A 16,437-nucleotide genomic window follows, 5' to 3' on the forward strand; every position below is an offset into this window, starting at 1 on the left:
GCGGCCTAGCCGCCCGTATGGCTCATGTGCCGCGTCATCTGCCCGCCGACGGATTGGCGGGAATAGTCGAAATCATGGCCCTTGGGTTTGCGGGCGATGGCCGCGCGGATCGCCTCGCGCAGGGGGGCATCGTCGCCATGGGCGCGCAGCGGTGCGCGCAGATCGGCGCGATCCTCCTGGCCCAAGCACATGAACAGCTCTCCGGTGCAGGTCAGCCGGACGCGGTTGCAGCTTTCGCAGAAATTATGCGTCAGGGGCGTGATGAAGCCGATCTTCTGGCCCGTCTCCTCCAGCCGGACATAGCGGGCGGGGCCGCCGGTGCGTTCGGGCAGCTCCGTCAGGGTGTAACGCTCGGCCAGGCGGGCGCGCAGGTCCGATAGCGGCCAATACTGGTCCAGCCGATCCTCGCCGCCCAGATCGCCCATGGGCATCACCTCGATGAAGGTCAGGTCGTGGCCTTCTTCGGCGCACCAGCGGGTGATGTCGAACAGCTCGTCCTCGTTCACGCCCTTCAGCGCCACGACGTTCAGCTTGACCCGCAGGCCTGCATCCTTGGCGGCACGGATGCCGTCCAGAACCTGGGGCAGGCGGCCCCAACGGGTGATCTGCGCGAACTTGCCCTCGTCCAAGGTGTCCAGCGACACGTTGACGCGGCGGACACCGCAATCGAACAATTCCTGCGCGAAGCGGCCCAGCTGGCTGCCATTCGTGGTCAGCGTCAGTTCTTCCAGGCCGTTGCCCAGATGGCGCGACATGTTGCGGAAGAAGCCCATGATGCCGCGCCGCACCAGCGGTTCGCCGCCGGTGATGCGCAGCTTCTGGACGCCCATGCCGACAAAGGCCGAACACAGGCGGTCCAGTTCCTCCAGCGTCAGCAGCTCGGCCTTGGGCAGGAACTGCATATGCTCGGCCATGCAATAGACGCAGCGGAAATCGCAGCGGTCGGTGACCGACACCCGAAGATAGGAGATCGGGCGGGCGAAGGGATCGATCAGCGGGGCTGGATGCGGCATCTGGCTCATGCGGTGCAATCTAGGCATGCGACGCGCCGCTCACAAGCGCGGGCGTGATGTCGGGGGTGGTGGACCTTTGGCAATGGCCCGTGCAATCTGTCGCCCAAGCCTGATGAGGAGAGCCCAATGCGTATCAGCACCCTTGCGACAGTAGCGGGAATCGGCGTGGCGCTGGCCGGTTGCACGCAGATGACGGGCAGCGGGACCACCACGGCCAAGCCCGAGACCACACCGGCCACCGCCGAACAGGTATCCGCCGCGACCGCGATCACCCGTGCGCCCGCACCCCGTCCTGCCGCCCGCGCGACCGTCGCGCAGCTGGACACCACGACGCCCGAACAGCGTGCCGCGGCCGCCGAAGTGCCGACCGACGCGGCCGAGCAGAAGCTGGGCACCACGGTCGGGTCGCTCGGCAATCCGACCGAGGGCGGGTTGTGGATGAAGACGCCGCTGGTCAAGTCGCGCATGCCCGGCCGGATCGTGCATCCCGCCAGCGGCAAATCCGCCAAGGTCGAACTGATCCCCCTGACGGGCGGCGGCAGCGGCAGCCAGGTTTCCCTGTCCGCGCTGCAGCTGCTGGGCGTGTCGCTGACGGATCTGCCGACGCTCGAGGTCTATTCGGGGTCCTGATCGGGCCGGTCGTCCTCGGCGACCTGATCGACGACCTTCTCGGCGGGCGCCCATGCCGCGGCCCGTTCGGGGTCGTGGCGGGCAAGGTCGGACAGCCATGCGGCCACGGCCTGACGCACCGCGCCATTGCCGTCGTGATGCAGATGCGATGCCCATTCCAGCGCCCGGTCCCGGATCGGCAGATCCGCGGGCTTGGGGTGGTTCATCTTGGCCCAGGCATTGGTGATCGTCATCAGCAACCGCCGCTGCAGCGGGTTCTTCGCCTCGGCAAAGCCCTCCAGATCGGCCAGCCGCTCGGGGTCCGATGCCAACCTGCGCTGACCTGCGGCGGCCACCGCGTCGGCGATGTCCAGCGCGTCGATCGCGGGGGCCCATTCCAGGATCGTGGCCCATGCATCCGCATCGGGCCGCATCCGCGCCTGCAGCAGCAGCTTGGCCGCGGCGATGCGGGCCTCGTGGATGTCGGCCTCCCACAGGTCGCGGGCCAGTGCCACGCGTTCGTCCGGGGTCATGGCGGCGCGCCAGCCTGCGACCAGCGGCTCCAGTTCGGCGGGCGCGATGCCAAGCGTCTCGCGGTCGCGCTTGTGCCGCGCGGCCATTTTCGCGGCGCGCTCGGGGTTGGCCAGTGCGCGCAGCTGTTCGATTTCCTGCATCTTGCGGTCCTTTCCGTTTCGGCCCTTCTAGAAATCCCCGGGCGCGGCGGCAAGAAGATGGTGGCAGTGCCCTGCGCCCCACGATAGAACCTTCGCGAAATCACGAGGTAGACCCATGTCCCATTCCGCCGAACCCCGTCCGATGACCTCTGGCAAATGCGGCCCGCTGTCGGGCGAGGCGCTGGTGCCGGGCGACAAGTCGATCAGCCACCGCGCGCTGATCCTGGGCGCGATGTCGGTGGGGCAGACGCGCATCACGGGCCTGCTGGAAGGTCAGGACGTGCTGGACACCGCCAAGGCGATGGAGGCGTTCGGCGCGACCGTCACGCGCCACGGACCCGGCAGCTGGACGGTGGACGGCGTGGGCGTGGGCGGCTTCGCCTCGCCCGAGGGGGTGATCGACTGCGGCAACAGCGGCACGGGCGTGCGCCTCATCATGGGTGCTGTCGCCACGACGCCGATCACCGCGACCTTCACGGGCGATGCCAGCCTGTCGCGCCGCCCGATGGCGCGCGTGACCGACCCGATCGCGGAATTCGGCGCGCGCATCACCGCCCGCGAAGGCGGCCGCCTGCCCATCACCATCGAGGGGGCTGCCGATCCGGTTCCCGTCACCTATCGCACACCGGTCGCCAGTGCGCAGATCAAGTCCGCGATCCTGCTGGCCGGGCTGAACGTCCCCGGCGAAACCGTCGTGATCGAGGCCGAACCCACCCGGGACCATTCCGAACGCATGCTGGCGGGCTTCGGCGCAGACATCCGCGCCGAGACGACGGCGGACGGCCATGTCATCACCTTGCAGGGCCGCCCCGAGCTGCGCGCACAGGACGTCGCGGTCCCCCGCGATCCCTCCAGCGCGGCATTCCCGGTGGCGGCTGCCCTGATCGTGCCGGGATCCGAGATCCGCGTGCCGGGCGTCAGCCGCAACCCGACGCGCGACGGCCTCTATGTCACCCTGCTGGAGATGGGCGCCGACATCACCTTCGAAAACCCGCGCGAGGAAGGCGGAGAGCCGGTCGCCGATCTTCTGGTCCGCCATGCGCCGCTGAAGGGTGTCACCGTTCCGGCCGAACGGGCATCCAGCATGATCGACGAATTCCCGATCCTGTCGGTGATCGCATCCTATGCCGAAGGGACGACCGTGATGAACGGCGTGGCCGAGCTGCGCGTGAAGGAAAGCGACCGGATCGACGCGATGGCCCGCGGCCTCGAGGCGAACGGCGTCAAGGTCGAGGAGACGAAGGACAGCATGACCGTCCACGGCACCGGCAGCGTTCCGGGCGGGGCGCAGGCGGTGACCCATCTGGACCACCGCATCGCGATGTCCTTCATGGTTCTGGGCCTGAATGCCGAAAACGCCGTCGGTATCGACGATGCCGGTCCGATCATGACCTCGTTCCCCGATTTCGTGCCGCTGATGGAACGCCTGGGCGCAAGTTTCGGGTAAGGGAAAGGGGGCCGCGGCCCCCTTTTTCACGCGCTGGCCTTCATGGGATATCCAAGCGCCGCAAGGGCGGCCTCGATCTCGGTCAGGATGGCGGGATCGTCGATGGTGGCAGGGGTCGTCACCTCGTGCCCGTCCGCGATCTTGGCCATGACGGCGCGCAGGATCTTGCCCGAGCGCGTCTTGGGCAGGCGTTCCACGATGCAGGCCAGCTTGAAGCAGGCCACGGGTCCGATCTGGTCGCGGACCATGGCGATCACCTCTCTGACGATCTGTTCGGGCGGGGTCGTGACGCCCTTTTTCAGGCACAAGAGCCCAAGCGGGATCTGACCCTTCAGGGCATCCGCGATCCCGATGACGGCGCATTCGGCGACGGCGGGATGACTGCCCAGCACTTCCTCCATCGCGCCGGTCGACAGGCGGTGCCCCGCGACGTTGATGACGTCATCCGTCCGCGCCATGATGAACAGGTACCCGTCATCATCGACATAGCCCGCATCGCCCGTCTCGTAGAAGCCCGGAAACCGATCCAGGTAAGCCTTGCGGAACCGGTCCTCGGCATTCCAGAGCGTCGGCAGCGTGCCGGGCGGCAAGGGCAGGCGGATCGCGATCGCGCCCAGTTGCCCCGCCGGCACCGCCCGGCCATCGGGATCCAGGATCTGCACGTCGTATCCGGGCATGGCGACCGCGGGGCTGCCCTTGCGCACGGGCAGGGTCTCGATCCCCAGGGGGTTGGCGGCGATGGCCCAACCGGTCTCGGTCTGCCACCAATGGTCGATGACGGGGATCTTCAGGTGATCCTCGGCCCAGGTGATCGTGTCGGGATCGGCGCGTTCGCCCGCCAGGAACAGTGCCTGAAGGCAGGATATGTCGTGATCCGGGATCATCCGTCCATCCGGATCGTCGCGGCGCACGGCGCGGATCGCGGTGGGCGCGGTGAAGAAGCTCTTGACCCGGTGCTGGGCGATCACCCGCCAGAAGCATCCCGCATCGGGGGTGCCGACGGGCTTGCCCTCGAAGACGATGGTCGTGGCCCCCGCGATCAGCGGGCCATAGCAGATATAGCTGTGGCCCACGACCCAGCCCACGTCCGAGGCCGCCCAGAACACGTCGCCCGGCCGGATCGCATAGATATGCGCCATGCTCCATGCCAGGGCGACCATATGGCCCGCCGTATGACGCACCACGCCCTTGGGCTGCCCGGTCGTCCCCGAGGTATAGAGGATGTAGGCCGGGTGGTTCCCGGGCACCGGCACGCAATCGGCGGGTTCGGCATCGCGCGTGATGTCCTGCCAGTCCAGATCGCGACCCGCGACCATGGCGGCGTGTTCCTGTTCGCGCTGCAGGATCACGCACAGATCGGGCTTGTGACGGGCCTCGTCGATGGCGCGGTCCAGCAGCGGCTTGTAGGCGACGATGCGTCCGGGCTCTATCCCGCAGGATGCGGCGATGATGGCGCGGGGCTGCGCGTCGTCGATCCGGACGGCCAGTTCATGCGCCGCAAAGCCGCCGAACACGACCGAATGGATCGCGCCCAGCCTTACACAGGCCAGCATCGCGACCAGCGCCTCGGGGATCATCGGCATGTAGATGATCACCCGGTCGCCCATGCCGACACCGCGCGCCCGCAAGGCCCCGGCAAGCCGCGCCGTCCGGTCCTGAAGTTCGGCATAGGTCAGCTGCGATATGCTGTCCGTCAGCGGGCTGTCATGGATGATGGCGACCCGGTCGCCATGGCCCGCAGCGACATGGCGGTCCACCGCGTTCCAGCAGGTATTGACCATCCCGTCCGCGAACCATTCCCCAACCGGCCCCTGGTCGAAGAAGGCCGCCGATGGCGCGTGGTCCCAATCGATCGACTGCGCGGCCTCGGCCCAGAACCCCTCGGGGTCGGCCTTCCACGCGGCATGGATGTCGCGATACGACATGGCAATTCCTCCCTCTCCCTCGGCGCCATCCTAGCGCGGGTGAGGGGGCGCGATGCAAGCGTGTTAGCGCCCTGCATTCGCAAACCGTTCGGCCCAGTTTGCAAAGGCCGAAAGCGAAGGGCGGCCCCGAAGGACCGCCGCCGCCTGTTTGCAAAGATCAGCCGTAATGGGCGACGGGCGTGCCCGCCAGAACGCTCATGTTCAAGAGCCCGCGCGTCGTGATCGAGGGGGTGACGATATGAGCGCGGTTGCCCAGACCCATCAGGATCGGCCCCACCTCCAGCCCGCCGGCCTTCATCTTGAGCGCGTTTCGCACGCCCGAGGCCGCATCGGCATTGCCGAAGACCAGGATGTTCGCCACGCCTTCGAGCCGCGATCCCGGGAAGATGCGCTGGCGGATGTCGGGGTCCAGCGCGCTGTCCACATGCATTTCGCCGTCATACATGAAATCGGGTTCGCGCAGGTCCAGCAGCGCCATCGCGTCGCGCATCTTGCGACCGCTCTCGCTGTCCAGGTTGCCGAACTGCGAATGGCTGCACAGCGCCACGCGCGGCGTCAGGCCGAAGCGGCGGACATGGCGGGCGGCACCGCAGACGGTTTCGGCGATCTGTTCGGGCGTCGGTTCCTGATGGACCTGGGTATCCGCGATGAACAGCGGCCCGTCCTCCAGGATGATCATCGACAGCGCGCCCTGCGGACGCAGGCCGCCGCGTGCCAGGATCTCGCGGACATAGCGCAGGTGCCAGCTGTACTGCCCGAAGGTGCCGCAGATCAGGCTGTCGGCCTCGCCCCGGTGGACCATGACGGCGCCGATCGCGGTAGTGTTCGTGCGCATGATCGCCCGCGCGATGTCGGGGCTGACGCCCTGGCGCGCCATCAGCTGGTGATAGGTTTCCCAATAGTCGCGATAGCGCGGATCGTTTTCGGGGTTCACGATCTCGAAGTCGCGTTCGGGGCGGATGGGCAGGCCCGCGCGTTCGGCGCGCATGGCGATGACCTCGGGGCGGCCGATCAGGATCGGGACGTCCGTGGTTTCCTCCAGCATGGCATTGGCGGCGCGCAGCACGCGCTCGTCCTCGCCCTCGGCAAAGGCGATGCGGCGGGTCGCGGTGGCGGCGGCATCGAAGACCGGGCGCATGATCAGCGCCGAGCGGAAGACCGAATTGTCCAGCTTCTGCTTGTAGGCGTTCACGTCCTCGAGCGGGCGCGTGGCCACGCCGCTGTCCATCGCGGCCTTGGCGACCGCGCTGCTGACGATGCCGACCAGGCGCGGGTCGAATGGCTTGGGGATCAGGTAATCGGGCCCGAAGGTCAGCGTCTCGCCGCGATAGGCGGCCGCAGCCTCGGCCGCGGTGGTCGCGCGGGCCAGTGCGGCGATGCCTTCGATGCAGGCGATCTTCATCTCGTCGTTGATCGTGGTCGCACCCACGTCCAGCGCACCGCGGAAGATGAAGGGGAAGCACAGGACGTTGTTGACCTGGTTCGGATAATCGCTGCGCCCGGTGGCGATGATCGCATCGGGGGCGACCTCGCGGGCCAGGTCGGGCATGATCTCGGGCATGGGGTTCGCCAGCGCGAAGATCACCGGGCGCTTGGCCATCCGGGCGACCATCTCGGGTTTCAGCACCCCGGGACCGGACAGGCCCAGGAACAGGTCCGCGCCGTCGATCACCTCGCCCAGGGTCCGCTTGTCGGTCGCCTGCGCATAGGCGGCCTTCTGGGGGTTCATGTCCTCGGTCCGGCCCTCGTGGACCAGGCCGTGAATGTCGCACAGCCAGACGTTCTCGCGCTTGACGCCCAGCTTCAGTAGCATGTCCAGACAGGCGATGCCCGCCGCGCCGCCGCCGGTGGACACGATCTTGATGTCCTCGAACTTCTTGCCCGCGATGCGCAGCGCATTGGTGGCTGCCGCGCCCACCACGATGGCCGTGCCGTGCTGGTCGTCATGGAAGACGGGAATGTTCATCCGCTCGCGGCAGATCTTCTCGACGATGAAGCAGTCGGGCGCCTTGATGTCTTCCAGGTTGATTGCGCCGAAGGTCGGTTCGAGCGAGCAGACGATCTCGGCCAGCTTTTCGGGATCGGGCTGGTCCAGCTCGATGTCGAAGCAGTCGATATTGGCGAATTTCTTGAAGAGGACGGCCTTGCCCTCCATCACCGGCTTGGATGCCAGCGCCCCGATATTGCCCAGGCCCAGCACCGCGGTGCCGTTGCTGACGACCGCCACCAGGTTGCCGCGGCTGGTATAGCGTGCGGCGGTCGAGGGGTCGGCCTTGATCTCGAGGCAGGCCTCTGCCACGCCGGGGGAATAGGCGCGGGACAGGTCGCGCCCGTTTGCAAGCGGCTTGGTCGCGCGGATCTCCAGCTTACCCGGACGGGGAAATTCGTGATAATCCAGCGCTGCCTGTCGCGCCTTGTCCTGCCTGCGGTCTTCCATATCTGCCTCCGGTTCCGGAATTGGTTGACCGTTAAATCATTTTGGCGGGCAAGAACAGCGGCCTTGCACCGCCCGTCGGGCGGGCGCAGAAATGACGCCGAAGAACGCAGGAGGGCGGCCGGATGGCGACCGAACAGATGACATTGCTGGAAACCGCGCGCGATGTGCGCGAACGCGCCTATGCGCCCTATTCGCGATTCAAGGTGGGCGCTGCGGTGCGCAGCCCCGACGGCGCCATCCATGCGGGCTGCAACGTCGAGAACGTGGCCTATCCCGAAGGAACCTGTGCCGAGGCCGGCGCCATCGCCGCCATGATCGCCGCGGGCCAGACCCGCCTGACCGAGGTTGCGGTCATCGCCGACAGCCCGGCCCCGGTGCCGCCCTGCGGCGGGTGCCGCCAGAAGCTGGCCGAATTCGGGGATGCCGACACGCCCGTCACGCTGGCCACGACGGACGGGGTGACGCTGCGGACCACCATCGGCGATCTTCTGCCCGGTCGATTCGACGCGGCCCACATGGCGCGCTCATGACCGATCCCAGACCTGTCATCGCGGCCGTGCGCAACGGGCGCGGGCTGGACGGTCCGGGTGCGGCGCTGATCGCGCAGGGGCTGGCCGACGGTTCGGTCAGCGACGCGCAGGCCGGGGCCTTCGCCATGGCGGTCCTGACGCGGGGCACGGGCGATGCCGGACGCGTGGCGCTGACGCGGGCGATGCGCGATTCCGGCGACGTGCTGCACTGGGACCTGCCCGGACCCGTGGTGGACAAGCATTCGACCGGCGGCATCGGGGACACGACCAGCCTGATCCTTGCGCCGCTGCTGGCGGCGGCAGGGGTCTTCGTGCCGATGATCTCGGGGCGGGGTCTGGGTCATACCGGCGGGACGCTGGACAAGCTGGAGGCGATCCCGGGTTTCCGATGCGACCAGCCCGAGGACGCGTTCCGCCGCATCGTCACCCGCATCGGCTGTGCCATCGTCTCGGCCACCGGCGATGTCGCACCTGCAGACCGCAGGCTCTATGCCATCCGCGACGAAAGCGGGGCGGTCGAATCCATCGACCTGATCACCGCGTCCATCCTGTCCAAGAAGCTGGCCGCCGGGATCGACGCGCTTGTTCTGGACGTCAAGGCGGGCTCCGGTGCCTTCATGCGCGAGGATGGCGGCGCGCAGCGTCTGGCGCAGGCGCTTGTGTCCACCGCGAATGGCGCGGGATGCCGCTGTTCGGCGCTGATCACCGACATGGACCAGCCGCTTGCCCGTTCGGCAGGTAACGCGGTCGAGGTGCACGAGGCGATCCGCGTCCTGAAGGGCGAACACGGCCCCTTGCGCGACCTGACGCTGGCGCTTGCGGGCGAATGCCTGGCACTGGCGGGGCGCCCCTCGGACGGGTTGGCGGGGCTGCTGGACAGCGGTGCCGCGGCCGAGGTCTTCGGCCGGATGGTCGCAGCCCAGGGCGGGCCCGCCGATCTGGTGGACCGCCCCGAGACGCATCTGCCGCAGGCCCCGGTGATCCGGCCCGTGCCCGCACCCGAGGGTCGGGTGGGGCGCATCGACGTGACGGCGCTTGGCCATGCGGTCGTGGCGCTTGGCGGCGGGCGTGTGCGCAAGGACGAGGCGATCGACCATGCGGTCGGGCTGACCGCGCTTGCGAAACTGGGCGAGGAGACCGGACCCGACCGCCCGCTGGCGATGGTCCATGCGGCCGACGACACCGCCGCCGATATCGCCATCGCCGCCGTGCAGGCCGCATACGGTGCGGGCGATACCGAACCCGGCCCCCTTGTCCGCGAAAGGATCACCGCATGAGCCGCGCCTTTCTGATCGTCCTGGACAGCGTGGGCATCGGCGGTGCCCCCGACGCCGACCGCTTCTTCAACGACGGTCTGCCCGATACCGGTGCCAATACCGTGGGCCATATCGCGCAGGCGCAGGGTCTTGCGATGCCCAACCTTGCGCGCCTGGGTCTGGGGGCCGCGGTTCGGCTGGCCTCGGGGCTGGACGCGCCGGGCCTTGGCGGCGAACCGCAGGGCCTCTGGGGTGCCGCGACCGAGGTTTCGAACGGCAAGGACACACCGTCCGGCCATTGGGAGATCGCGGGCGTTCCCGTGCCTTGGGACTGGCATTACTTTCCCGACACGCAGCCCGCCTTTCCCCCCGAGGTCACGGCCCGCATCTGCGAGATCGCGGGCACGGACGGCATCCTTGCGAATTGCCACGCATCGGGCACGCAGGTGATCGAGGATTTCGGGGCCGAGCATCTGCAAACGGGACGGCCCATCTGCTATACCTCGGTCGACAGCGTGCTGCAGATCGCCGCCCACGAAGAGGTCTTCGGGCTGGATCGCCTGATCGCGCTGTGCCAGGGGCTGGCCCCCATGCTGCACGAGATGCGGCTGGGCCGTGTCATCGCGCGTCCCTTCCTGGGTGACGGACCGGGGAACTTTCAACGGACGCCGAACCGTCGCGATTTCGCCATCGCGCCGCCCGCGCAGACCATCCTGGACATCGCGGCAGGGGCGGGGCGGGTCACCCATGCGATCGGCAAGATCGGCGACATCTTCAGCCACCGCGGCATCGCCCATCTGCACAAGGGAAGATCCGACGCGGATCTTGCCGAGCATCTGCTGAGACTGGGACGCGAGGCCGAGGATGGCAGCCTGACCTTCGCCAATTTCGTCGAATTCGACACGAATTTCGGCCACAGGCGCGATGTGCCGGGCTATGCCGCGCAGCTGGAATGGTTCGACGGCATCGCCGGTCGCCTGATGGATGTCCTGTGCCCCGGCGATCTTGCGATATTCACTGCCGATCACGGGAACGACCCGACCTGGCGCGGGACCGACCATACCCGCGAACGGGTGCCGGTCCTGGGCCATGGCGTCGGGCCGCGCGCCGTGGGGCAGGTGGGCTTTGCCGATATCGGGGCATCGGTCATGGCCCATCTGGGCCTGCCCGCGCCCGAACATGGAAGGAGCTTCCTGTGAAGAAGCTGGAACTGCATCTGCATCTGGAGGGCGCGGCCCCGCCGGGCCTCGTCCGCGATCTGGCCGCACGAAAATCCGAGGATATCGGCCGCATCTTCGACGAACGGGGCAATTACGCCTATCGCGGCTTCGACGAGTTCCTGAAGGTCTACGAGGCAGCGACCAGCGTGATCCGCGGACCCGAAGACTATGCCCGCCTGCTGGAGGTGGTGCTGCAGAACTGCGCCGAGAACGGCGTGATCTATGCCGAGCTGTTCGTCTCGCCCGAGTTCTGCGGCGGCGGCGATCTGGCGGCCTGGCACGAGCATCTGCACGCGATGACGGAAATGGCCGCGAAGATGCGTGGGCAGGGGATCGACAGCCGTGCGATCCTGACCTCGATCCGGCATTTCGGCCCCGAGCGGTCCAAGACCACGGCGATCTGCGCGGCCGAGACCGCGGGCGGCTGGGTCACGGGCTTCGGCATGGGTGGGGCCGAGGGCGTCGGCCGCGCGACCGATTATGCCTGGTCCTTCGATTGCGCGCGCGAGGCGGGCTTGGGCCTGACCTGCCACGCGGGCGAATGGGCCGGCCCCGACAGCATCCGCGACGCGCTGTCGCTTGGCTGCACGCGCATCGGCCACGGCGTCCGCGCGATCGAGGACAACGCGCTGGTGGATCGCCTGGCCGAGGACGGGATCACGCTGGAGGTCTGCCCGGGGTCGAACATCGCGCTCGGGGTCTATCCCCGGCTGCGCGATCACCCCATCGCGAAGCTGATCGAACGCGGCGTCCGGGTGACCGTGTCCACCGACGATCCGCCATTCTTCCACACCACGATGCGGCAGGAATACGACGCGCTGGCCCGCGTCTTCGATTTTGCCGAGCCGGAATTCGACCGCATCGCCCATTGGGCCATTGACGCCGCCTTCTGCGACGACGATACCCGCGCCCGCCTGCGAAAGGAGCTCTCGTGACCCAACCCCATCTGACCGTCGTCAAACACCCGCTTGTTCAGCACAAGCTTTCCGTCATGCGCCAGAAGGATCTGTCGACTGCCGGTTTCCGCCGCCTGCTGCGCGAAATCAGCCTGCTGCTGGCCTATGAGGTCACGCGAGAGCTGGAACTGACCACCGCCCGGATCGAGACCCCCATCTGCGAGATGGAGGCCCCCACGCTGGAAGGCAAGAAGCTTGCGCTGATCTCGATCCTGCGTGCGGGCAACGGGCTTCTGGACGGCATCCTGGAACTGATCCCGGGTGCGCGGGTCGGTTTCGTGGGGCTGTATCGCGACCCCGAGACGCTGAAGCCGGTCGAATATTACTGCAAGGTCCCGCGCGAGCTGGACGCCCGCATGACCATCGTGGTCGATCCCATGCTGGCCACGGGCAACAGCTCGGTCGCGGCCATCGACATGCTGAAGGAACGCGGCGCGAAGAACCTGCGCTTCCTGTGCCTGCTTGCCGCCCCCGAGGGCGTCGAGCGGATGCGCCAGGCCCATCCCGACGTGCCGATCTTCACCGCCGCGCTGGACGATAAGCTGGACGATCACGGCTATATCGTGCCGGGTCTGGGCGATGCGGGCGACCGCATGTTCGGCACGAAATAAGGCCGAGTGTTAACCCCGCCTTAGACCTTGCGGCCCTATCAAGACGCAAGGAATGGAAGGGGGCGGCTTGTGGCGGCTTGGCAATACGGTTTGATCGGCATCTGCATCGGGGGGGCGGTTTCGGCCGCCCCCGTGCCTCCGCCACCCCCGGAATATCAGGGCGATCAGTATATCGATGCCGCGGGTTGCGTCTTTCGCCGGGCGGGCGGGCAATGGACCGCGCATCTGGACGATGCGGGCGCGGGGATCTGCGGTTTTCCCCCCAGCCTGGGATCTGCGCCCGCCCCGGCAACGCCCGACCCCGAGGCGATCCTGACCGAGCGCCTGGCCGAAGGGCTTCGCCCCGGAGAATTCACCGCCGACCCGACGCCCCTGGAAACGCGCGGCCCCGCGCCCGAACCTTCGCGCCCCGATCCGCTGCAGGAGGCGATCAAGACCTCTATCGCGATCCAGCCCGTGCTGGACCGGCGGACGGGCCTGTCGGCGCAGGATGACGTCTGCGCAGGGCTGGGATATGCAGGCGCGCCCGATGCGTCATCAGGTATCGGGCTGTGCCCTGGCATGAAGCTGGGGGATGCCAAGCCCGTGCCTTCCGCGCCTGTGCTTGCCGCGCCTGTGCCTGCCGCGCCCCTGGTTCGACCTGCGGCCCCCAAGGTCAGATCGGCCGAGATCGAGCGCCCGAAAGCCACCGCCGACGCAGCCCAGGCCGCAGCGCAGCCCAAGGGCGACATGATCCCCGCAGGGGCAAGATATGTGCAGGTGGGCATTTTCGCGGACGATGCGAGCGCAGATGCCTCGCTGCGCCGGATCGCGGGCAGGGGGCATCCCACGGCCCAGATCAGGCCGTCCGGCGACGAGGGCCCGCGGATCATCCTTGCGGGACCGTTCGGCGAACGCGCGGCGCTGGTCGCCGCGCTGGCCGATCTTCGTGTCGGGGGCTTCGCCGGGGCCGTCGCGCGCTAGGCGGTTCGCACCGCCTCGATCATGCGGGCCACGTTGTCCGGATCGGCATCCGGCGTGATGCCATGCCCAAGGTTGAAGACATGCGGCCCGTTGCGCAGATTGCGCGTGATCCGTTGGGCCTCGGCCACCAGTTCAGGGCCGCCCGTGACCATGTGACGCGGGTCCATGTTGCCCTGCACGCAGATTTCGGGCTGCACGTGTTTCGCGGCCCATTCGGATGCGACCGAATTGTCGATGGCCACGCAATCCGCGCCCGTGGCCTTGGCAAAACCGACATATCGCTCGCCCGCCTCGCGCGGGAAGGCGATGACGGGAACGCCCGGATGACGCGCCTTCAGATCAGCAATGATGCGTCGCGCGGGCGCGATCGCGAAGTCGTCGAAGTCGCGGCCCTTCAGGCTGCCGGCCCAGCTGTCGAACAGCTTTACGACCTCGGCCCCTGCGTCGATCTGGGCCGACAGATATTCGATCGTCGCATCCGTGATGCGGTCGATCAGACGGGTAAAGGCCGCGCGGTCGGCATCCTTGAATGCATGCGCCGGACCCTGGTCCTTCGTGCCGCGTCCCGCGACCATGTAGGTCGCAACCGTCCAGGGCGCGCCCGCGAAACCGATCAGCGTCGTTTCGCGTGGCAGTTCCGCAGCCAGGATCGACACGGTGCGGTAAATTGGGTTCAGCGTCTCGTGAACCTCGTCTGCCGGGCGCAGCTGATCCACCTGTTCGGCCGTGGTGATCGTCGATAGCCGCGGCCCTTCGCCTGTCACGAACCACAGATCGGAGCCAAGCGCCTGGGGCACCAGCAGGATGTCGGCGAACAGGATCGACGCGTCGAAGCCGTAACGCCGGATCGGCTGCAGCGTCACCTCGGCCGCAAGGTCGGGATTGTAGCACAGCGAAAGGAAGTCGCCTGCCTTGGCACGCGTCGCGCGATATTCAGGAAGATAGCGCCCGGCCTGGCGCATCATCCAGATCGGCGGGGTGGGCAGGGTCTCGCCCGCGAGGGCGCGCAGCAGAAGTTTGGTCATATGGCCTCCTGCAGGTCATCAAGGTCACCATGGTCCCGTTGTCAACCCGCGCACATGCAGCTATGCCAAGCCCATGAACACGATGCCCGACCCCACCCGCCCCCTGAAAATCGGCACCCGAGGCTCGATCCTGGCCCTGGCCCAGGCGCATGAGACGCGCGACCGTCTGATGGCGGCCCATGGCCTTCCCGCTGACGCGTTCGAGATCGTCGTCATCAAGACGACCGGCGACCGCATCACCGACCGCGCCCTGCGTGAAATCGGCGGCAAGGGGCTGTTCACCCGAGAGATCGAGGAAGCCCTGACCGAGGGCGGGATCGACATCGCGGTGCATTCGATGAAGGACATGCCGACGCTTCAACCCGATGGGCTGCTGATCGATTGCCTGCTGCCGCGCAATGACGTGCGCGACGCCTTCGTCAGCCTGAAGCACGACAGCATCGCGGCGCTTCCCAAGGGTGTCGTGGTCGGCTCTTCCAGCCTGCGCCGTCGCGCGCAGCTGGCCCATCGTCGTCCCGATCTGCAGCTGGTCGAGTTTCGCGGCAATGTGCAGACCCGTCTGCGCAAGTTGGAGGATGGCGTGGCCGAAGCGACGTTTCTTGCCATGGCAGGTCTACGCCGCATGGACATGACCGATGTCGCACGCGGGGCGGTCGATCCCGATGAAATGCTGCCCGCGGTGGGCCAGGGTGCCATCGGCATCGAGAGGCGTGCGGATGACGATATGGTGGCAGCGCTTCTGACGCCGATCAACGACATCGCGACCGCCGACCGGATCGCCGCCGAACGCGCATTCCTGGCGCGTCTGGATGGATCCTGCGAGACCCCCATTGCGGGTCTGGCCGATCTGGTCGGTGACCGTCTAGTTCTGCGCGGAGAGATATTGCGTCCCGATGGCAGCGAGGTCCATGCAGGAACGCGAGAGGGTTCGATCAGCGATGGTGCGGCAATGGGCCGCGATCTGGCCGACGAGCTGCTAAAGCGCGCCGGCCCGGGGTTCCTGACCCTCTGAGGGTCAGTAACTGCGGATCAGACCGACCAGGCGACCCTGTACACGGACGCGCGATTCCGGCAGCATCCGCGTCTCGTATGCCTGATTGGCGGCCTCGAGCGCGATCATCGACCCTCGCCTGCGATAGCGTTTCAGCGTCGCCTCCTGATCATCGATCAGAGCGACGATGATATCGCCATTCTCGGCCGTGTCCTGTTCGCGGATGACAACGACATCACCATCGTTGATCCCCGCCTCGATCATGGAATCGCCGGTCACTTCCAGCGCGTAATGATGTTCGCGCCCGGCCAGCATGGTGCCGGGCACGGCGACATGATGCGAGATTTCGGAAATGGCCTCGATCGGCACACCGGCGGCGATGCGGCCCATCAGGGGCAGCTGGACGGCGGGGCTGTCCACGACCGTCATCGCGCCCCGTGGCCGTGCAGGCCGGGCATTCGAGATGACGCGGGGCGTGAAGCCGCTCTCTTTGACGGCGGTATCGGGTTTGTCTTCCGTCAGATGCGTCAGGGCATCCGGCAGCCGAAGAACCTCCAGCGCACGGGCACGATGGGGCAGACGGCGAATGAAGCCCCGTTCCTCCAGCGCCGTGACCAACCGATGAATGCCGGACTTCGAGCGAAGGTCCAGCGCGTCCTTCATCTCATCGAAGGATGGCGGTACCCCATCGCGCGACATGCGGCGTTGGATGAATTCCAGCAGTTGTATCTGCTTTTTGGTGAGCATGCCCGCCCTCGTCATCTATGTTCCGTTATTGTT

At 67.5% G+C, this 16,437-nt stretch carries 15 protein-coding genes; 9 read left to right on the top strand and 6 right to left on the bottom strand.

Going from position 1 to position 16,437, the window contains the following annotated elements; genetic code table 11:
• Window positions 1-5 precede the first annotated feature (5 nt).
• Window positions 6-1,013, bottom strand: a complete 1,008-nt coding sequence (gene moaA / locus KO490_RS13545) for a GTP 3',8-cyclase MoaA (protein WP_216019937.1) — start codon at window positions 1,011-1,013, stop codon at window positions 6-8.
• Between the two features lie 126 nt (window positions 1,014-1,139).
• On the opposite strand from moaA, the gene KO490_RS13550 reads away from it, so the two are divergent.
• Complete coding sequence (locus tag KO490_RS13550) at window positions 1,140-1,643, top strand: hypothetical protein (RefSeq protein WP_216019938.1); 504 nt, start codon at window positions 1,140-1,142, stop codon at window positions 1,641-1,643.
• On the opposite strand, the gene KO490_RS13555 is transcribed toward KO490_RS13550, so the two are convergent.
• Window positions 1,628-2,296 (bottom strand): DNA alkylation repair protein, encoded by a 669-nt coding sequence (locus KO490_RS13555; protein WP_216019939.1) that lies wholly within the window; start codon window positions 2,294-2,296, stop codon window positions 1,628-1,630. The genes KO490_RS13550 and KO490_RS13555 overlap by 16 nt on opposite strands.
• A 115-nt stretch (window positions 2,297-2,411) precedes the next feature.
• Between KO490_RS13555 and aroA the strand changes: the two genes are divergently transcribed.
• Window positions 2,412-3,743, top strand: coding sequence for a 3-phosphoshikimate 1-carboxyvinyltransferase (aroA, locus tag KO490_RS13560; RefSeq protein WP_216019940.1), 1,332 nt, complete (start codon window positions 2,412-2,414; stop codon window positions 3,741-3,743).
• 26 nt (window positions 3,744-3,769) lie between these two features.
• Here aroA and KO490_RS13565 read toward each other — a convergent pair whose 3' ends face one another.
• Together KO490_RS13565 and KO490_RS13570 are read right to left on the bottom strand one after the other, a co-directional pair.
• Window positions 3,770-5,668, bottom strand: coding sequence for a propionyl-CoA synthetase (locus tag KO490_RS13565; protein WP_216019941.1), 1,899 nt, complete (start codon window positions 5,666-5,668; stop codon window positions 3,770-3,772).
• A gap of 157 nt (window positions 5,669-5,825) precedes the next feature.
• Complete coding sequence (locus tag KO490_RS13570; RefSeq protein ID WP_216019942.1) at window positions 5,826-8,105, bottom strand: NADP-dependent malic enzyme; 2,280 nt, start codon at window positions 8,103-8,105, stop codon at window positions 5,826-5,828.
• Between the two features lie 137 nt (window positions 8,106-8,242).
• Between KO490_RS13570 and KO490_RS13575 the strand changes: the two genes are divergently transcribed.
• The 6 genes from KO490_RS13575 (at window position 8,243) to KO490_RS16685 (ending at window position 13,641) form a co-directional block, all read left to right on the top strand.
• Window positions 8,243-8,635: a cytidine deaminase gene (locus KO490_RS13575; RefSeq protein WP_216020162.1), complete on the top strand. Its 393-nt coding sequence runs from the start codon at window positions 8,243-8,245 to the stop codon at window positions 8,633-8,635.
• Window positions 8,632-9,912 (top strand): thymidine phosphorylase, encoded by a 1,281-nt coding sequence (locus tag KO490_RS13580; RefSeq protein WP_216019943.1) that lies wholly within the window; start codon window positions 8,632-8,634, stop codon window positions 9,910-9,912. The genes KO490_RS13575 and KO490_RS13580 overlap by 4 nt, the downstream gene beginning before the upstream one ends.
• Window positions 9,909-11,090, top strand: coding sequence for a phosphopentomutase (locus KO490_RS13585; protein ID WP_216019944.1), 1,182 nt, complete (start codon window positions 9,909-9,911; stop codon window positions 11,088-11,090). Before KO490_RS13580 ends, KO490_RS13585 begins: the two co-directional genes overlap by 4 nt.
• On the top strand, window positions 11,087-12,046 hold the full coding sequence (locus tag KO490_RS13590) for an adenosine deaminase (protein WP_303462441.1): 960 nt from the start codon (window positions 11,087-11,089) through the stop codon (window positions 12,044-12,046). Before KO490_RS13585 ends, KO490_RS13590 begins: the two co-directional genes overlap by 4 nt.
• Window positions 12,043-12,678 (top strand): uracil phosphoribosyltransferase, encoded by a 636-nt coding sequence (upp, locus tag KO490_RS13595; protein ID WP_216019945.1) that lies wholly within the window; start codon window positions 12,043-12,045, stop codon window positions 12,676-12,678. The genes KO490_RS13590 and upp overlap by 4 nt, the downstream gene beginning before the upstream one ends.
• A 132-nt stretch (window positions 12,679-12,810) precedes the next feature.
• On the top strand, window positions 12,811-13,641 hold the full coding sequence (locus tag KO490_RS16685) for an SPOR domain-containing protein (RefSeq protein WP_216019946.1): 831 nt from the start codon (window positions 12,811-12,813) through the stop codon (window positions 13,639-13,641).
• Here KO490_RS16685 and hemE read toward each other — a convergent pair.
• The gene (gene hemE / locus KO490_RS13605) at window positions 13,638-14,666 is read right to left on the bottom strand and encodes a uroporphyrinogen decarboxylase (protein WP_216019947.1); all 1,029 of its coding nucleotides are present in this window, start codon (window positions 14,664-14,666) and stop codon (window positions 13,638-13,640) included. The genes KO490_RS16685 and hemE overlap by 4 nt on opposite strands.
• A 73-nt stretch (window positions 14,667-14,739) precedes the next feature.
• Between hemE and hemC the strand changes: the two genes are divergently transcribed.
• Window positions 14,740-15,678 carry a hydroxymethylbilane synthase gene (hemC, locus tag KO490_RS13610; RefSeq protein WP_303462445.1) on the top strand — a complete coding sequence of 313 codons (939 nt, stop codon included), beginning with the start codon at window positions 14,740-14,742 and terminating at the stop codon, window positions 15,676-15,678.
• 3 nt (window positions 15,679-15,681) lie between these two features.
• On the opposite strand, the gene lexA is transcribed toward hemC, so the two are convergent.
• Window positions 15,682-16,404, bottom strand: a complete 723-nt coding sequence (gene lexA, locus KO490_RS13615) for a transcriptional repressor LexA (protein ID WP_216019949.1) — start codon at window positions 16,402-16,404, stop codon at window positions 15,682-15,684.
• Between the last annotated feature and the right edge of the window lie 33 nt (window positions 16,405-16,437).

Source organism: Paracoccus sp. C2R09 (genome assembly GCF_018860625.1).
Classification (GTDB): Bacteria; Pseudomonadota; Alphaproteobacteria; order Rhodobacterales; family Rhodobacteraceae; genus Paracoccus.

Bases quoted from the DNA above. Each gene is read 5' to 3' on its own strand.
- KO490_RS13580 (WP_216019943.1), top strand. From the start codon at position 8,632: ATGACCGATCCCAGACCTGTCATCGCGGCCGTGCGCAACGGGCGCGGG.
- KO490_RS13550 (WP_216019938.1), top strand. From the start codon at position 1,140: ATGCGTATCAGCACCCTTGCGACAGTAGCGGGAATCGGCGTGGCGCTG.
- KO490_RS13565 (WP_216019941.1), bottom strand. From the start codon at position 5,668: ATGTCGTATCGCGACATCCATGCCGCGTGGAAGGCCGACCCCGAGGGG.
- aroA (WP_216019940.1), top strand. From the start codon at position 2,412: ATGTCCCATTCCGCCGAACCCCGTCCGATGACCTCTGGCAAATGCGGC.
- hemC (WP_303462445.1), top strand. From the start codon at position 14,740: ATGAACACGATGCCCGACCCCACCCGCCCCCTGAAAATCGGCACCCGA.
- KO490_RS13585 (WP_216019944.1), top strand. From the start codon at position 9,909: ATGAGCCGCGCCTTTCTGATCGTCCTGGACAGCGTGGGCATCGGCGGT.
- KO490_RS13575 (WP_216020162.1), top strand. From the start codon at position 8,243: ATGACATTGCTGGAAACCGCGCGCGATGTGCGCGAACGCGCCTATGCG.
- hemE (WP_216019947.1), bottom strand. From the start codon at position 14,666: ATGACCAAACTTCTGCTGCGCGCCCTCGCGGGCGAGACCCTGCCCACC.
- KO490_RS13555 (WP_216019939.1), bottom strand. From the start codon at position 2,296: ATGCAGGAAATCGAACAGCTGCGCGCACTGGCCAACCCCGAGCGCGCC.
- lexA (WP_216019949.1), bottom strand. From the start codon at position 16,404: ATGCTCACCAAAAAGCAGATACAACTGCTGGAATTCATCCAACGCCGC.
- moaA (WP_216019937.1), bottom strand. From the start codon at position 1,013: ATGCCGCATCCAGCCCCGCTGATCGATCCCTTCGCCCGCCCGATCTCC.
- KO490_RS13570 (WP_216019942.1), bottom strand. From the start codon at position 8,105: ATGGAAGACCGCAGGCAGGACAAGGCGCGACAGGCAGCGCTGGATTAT.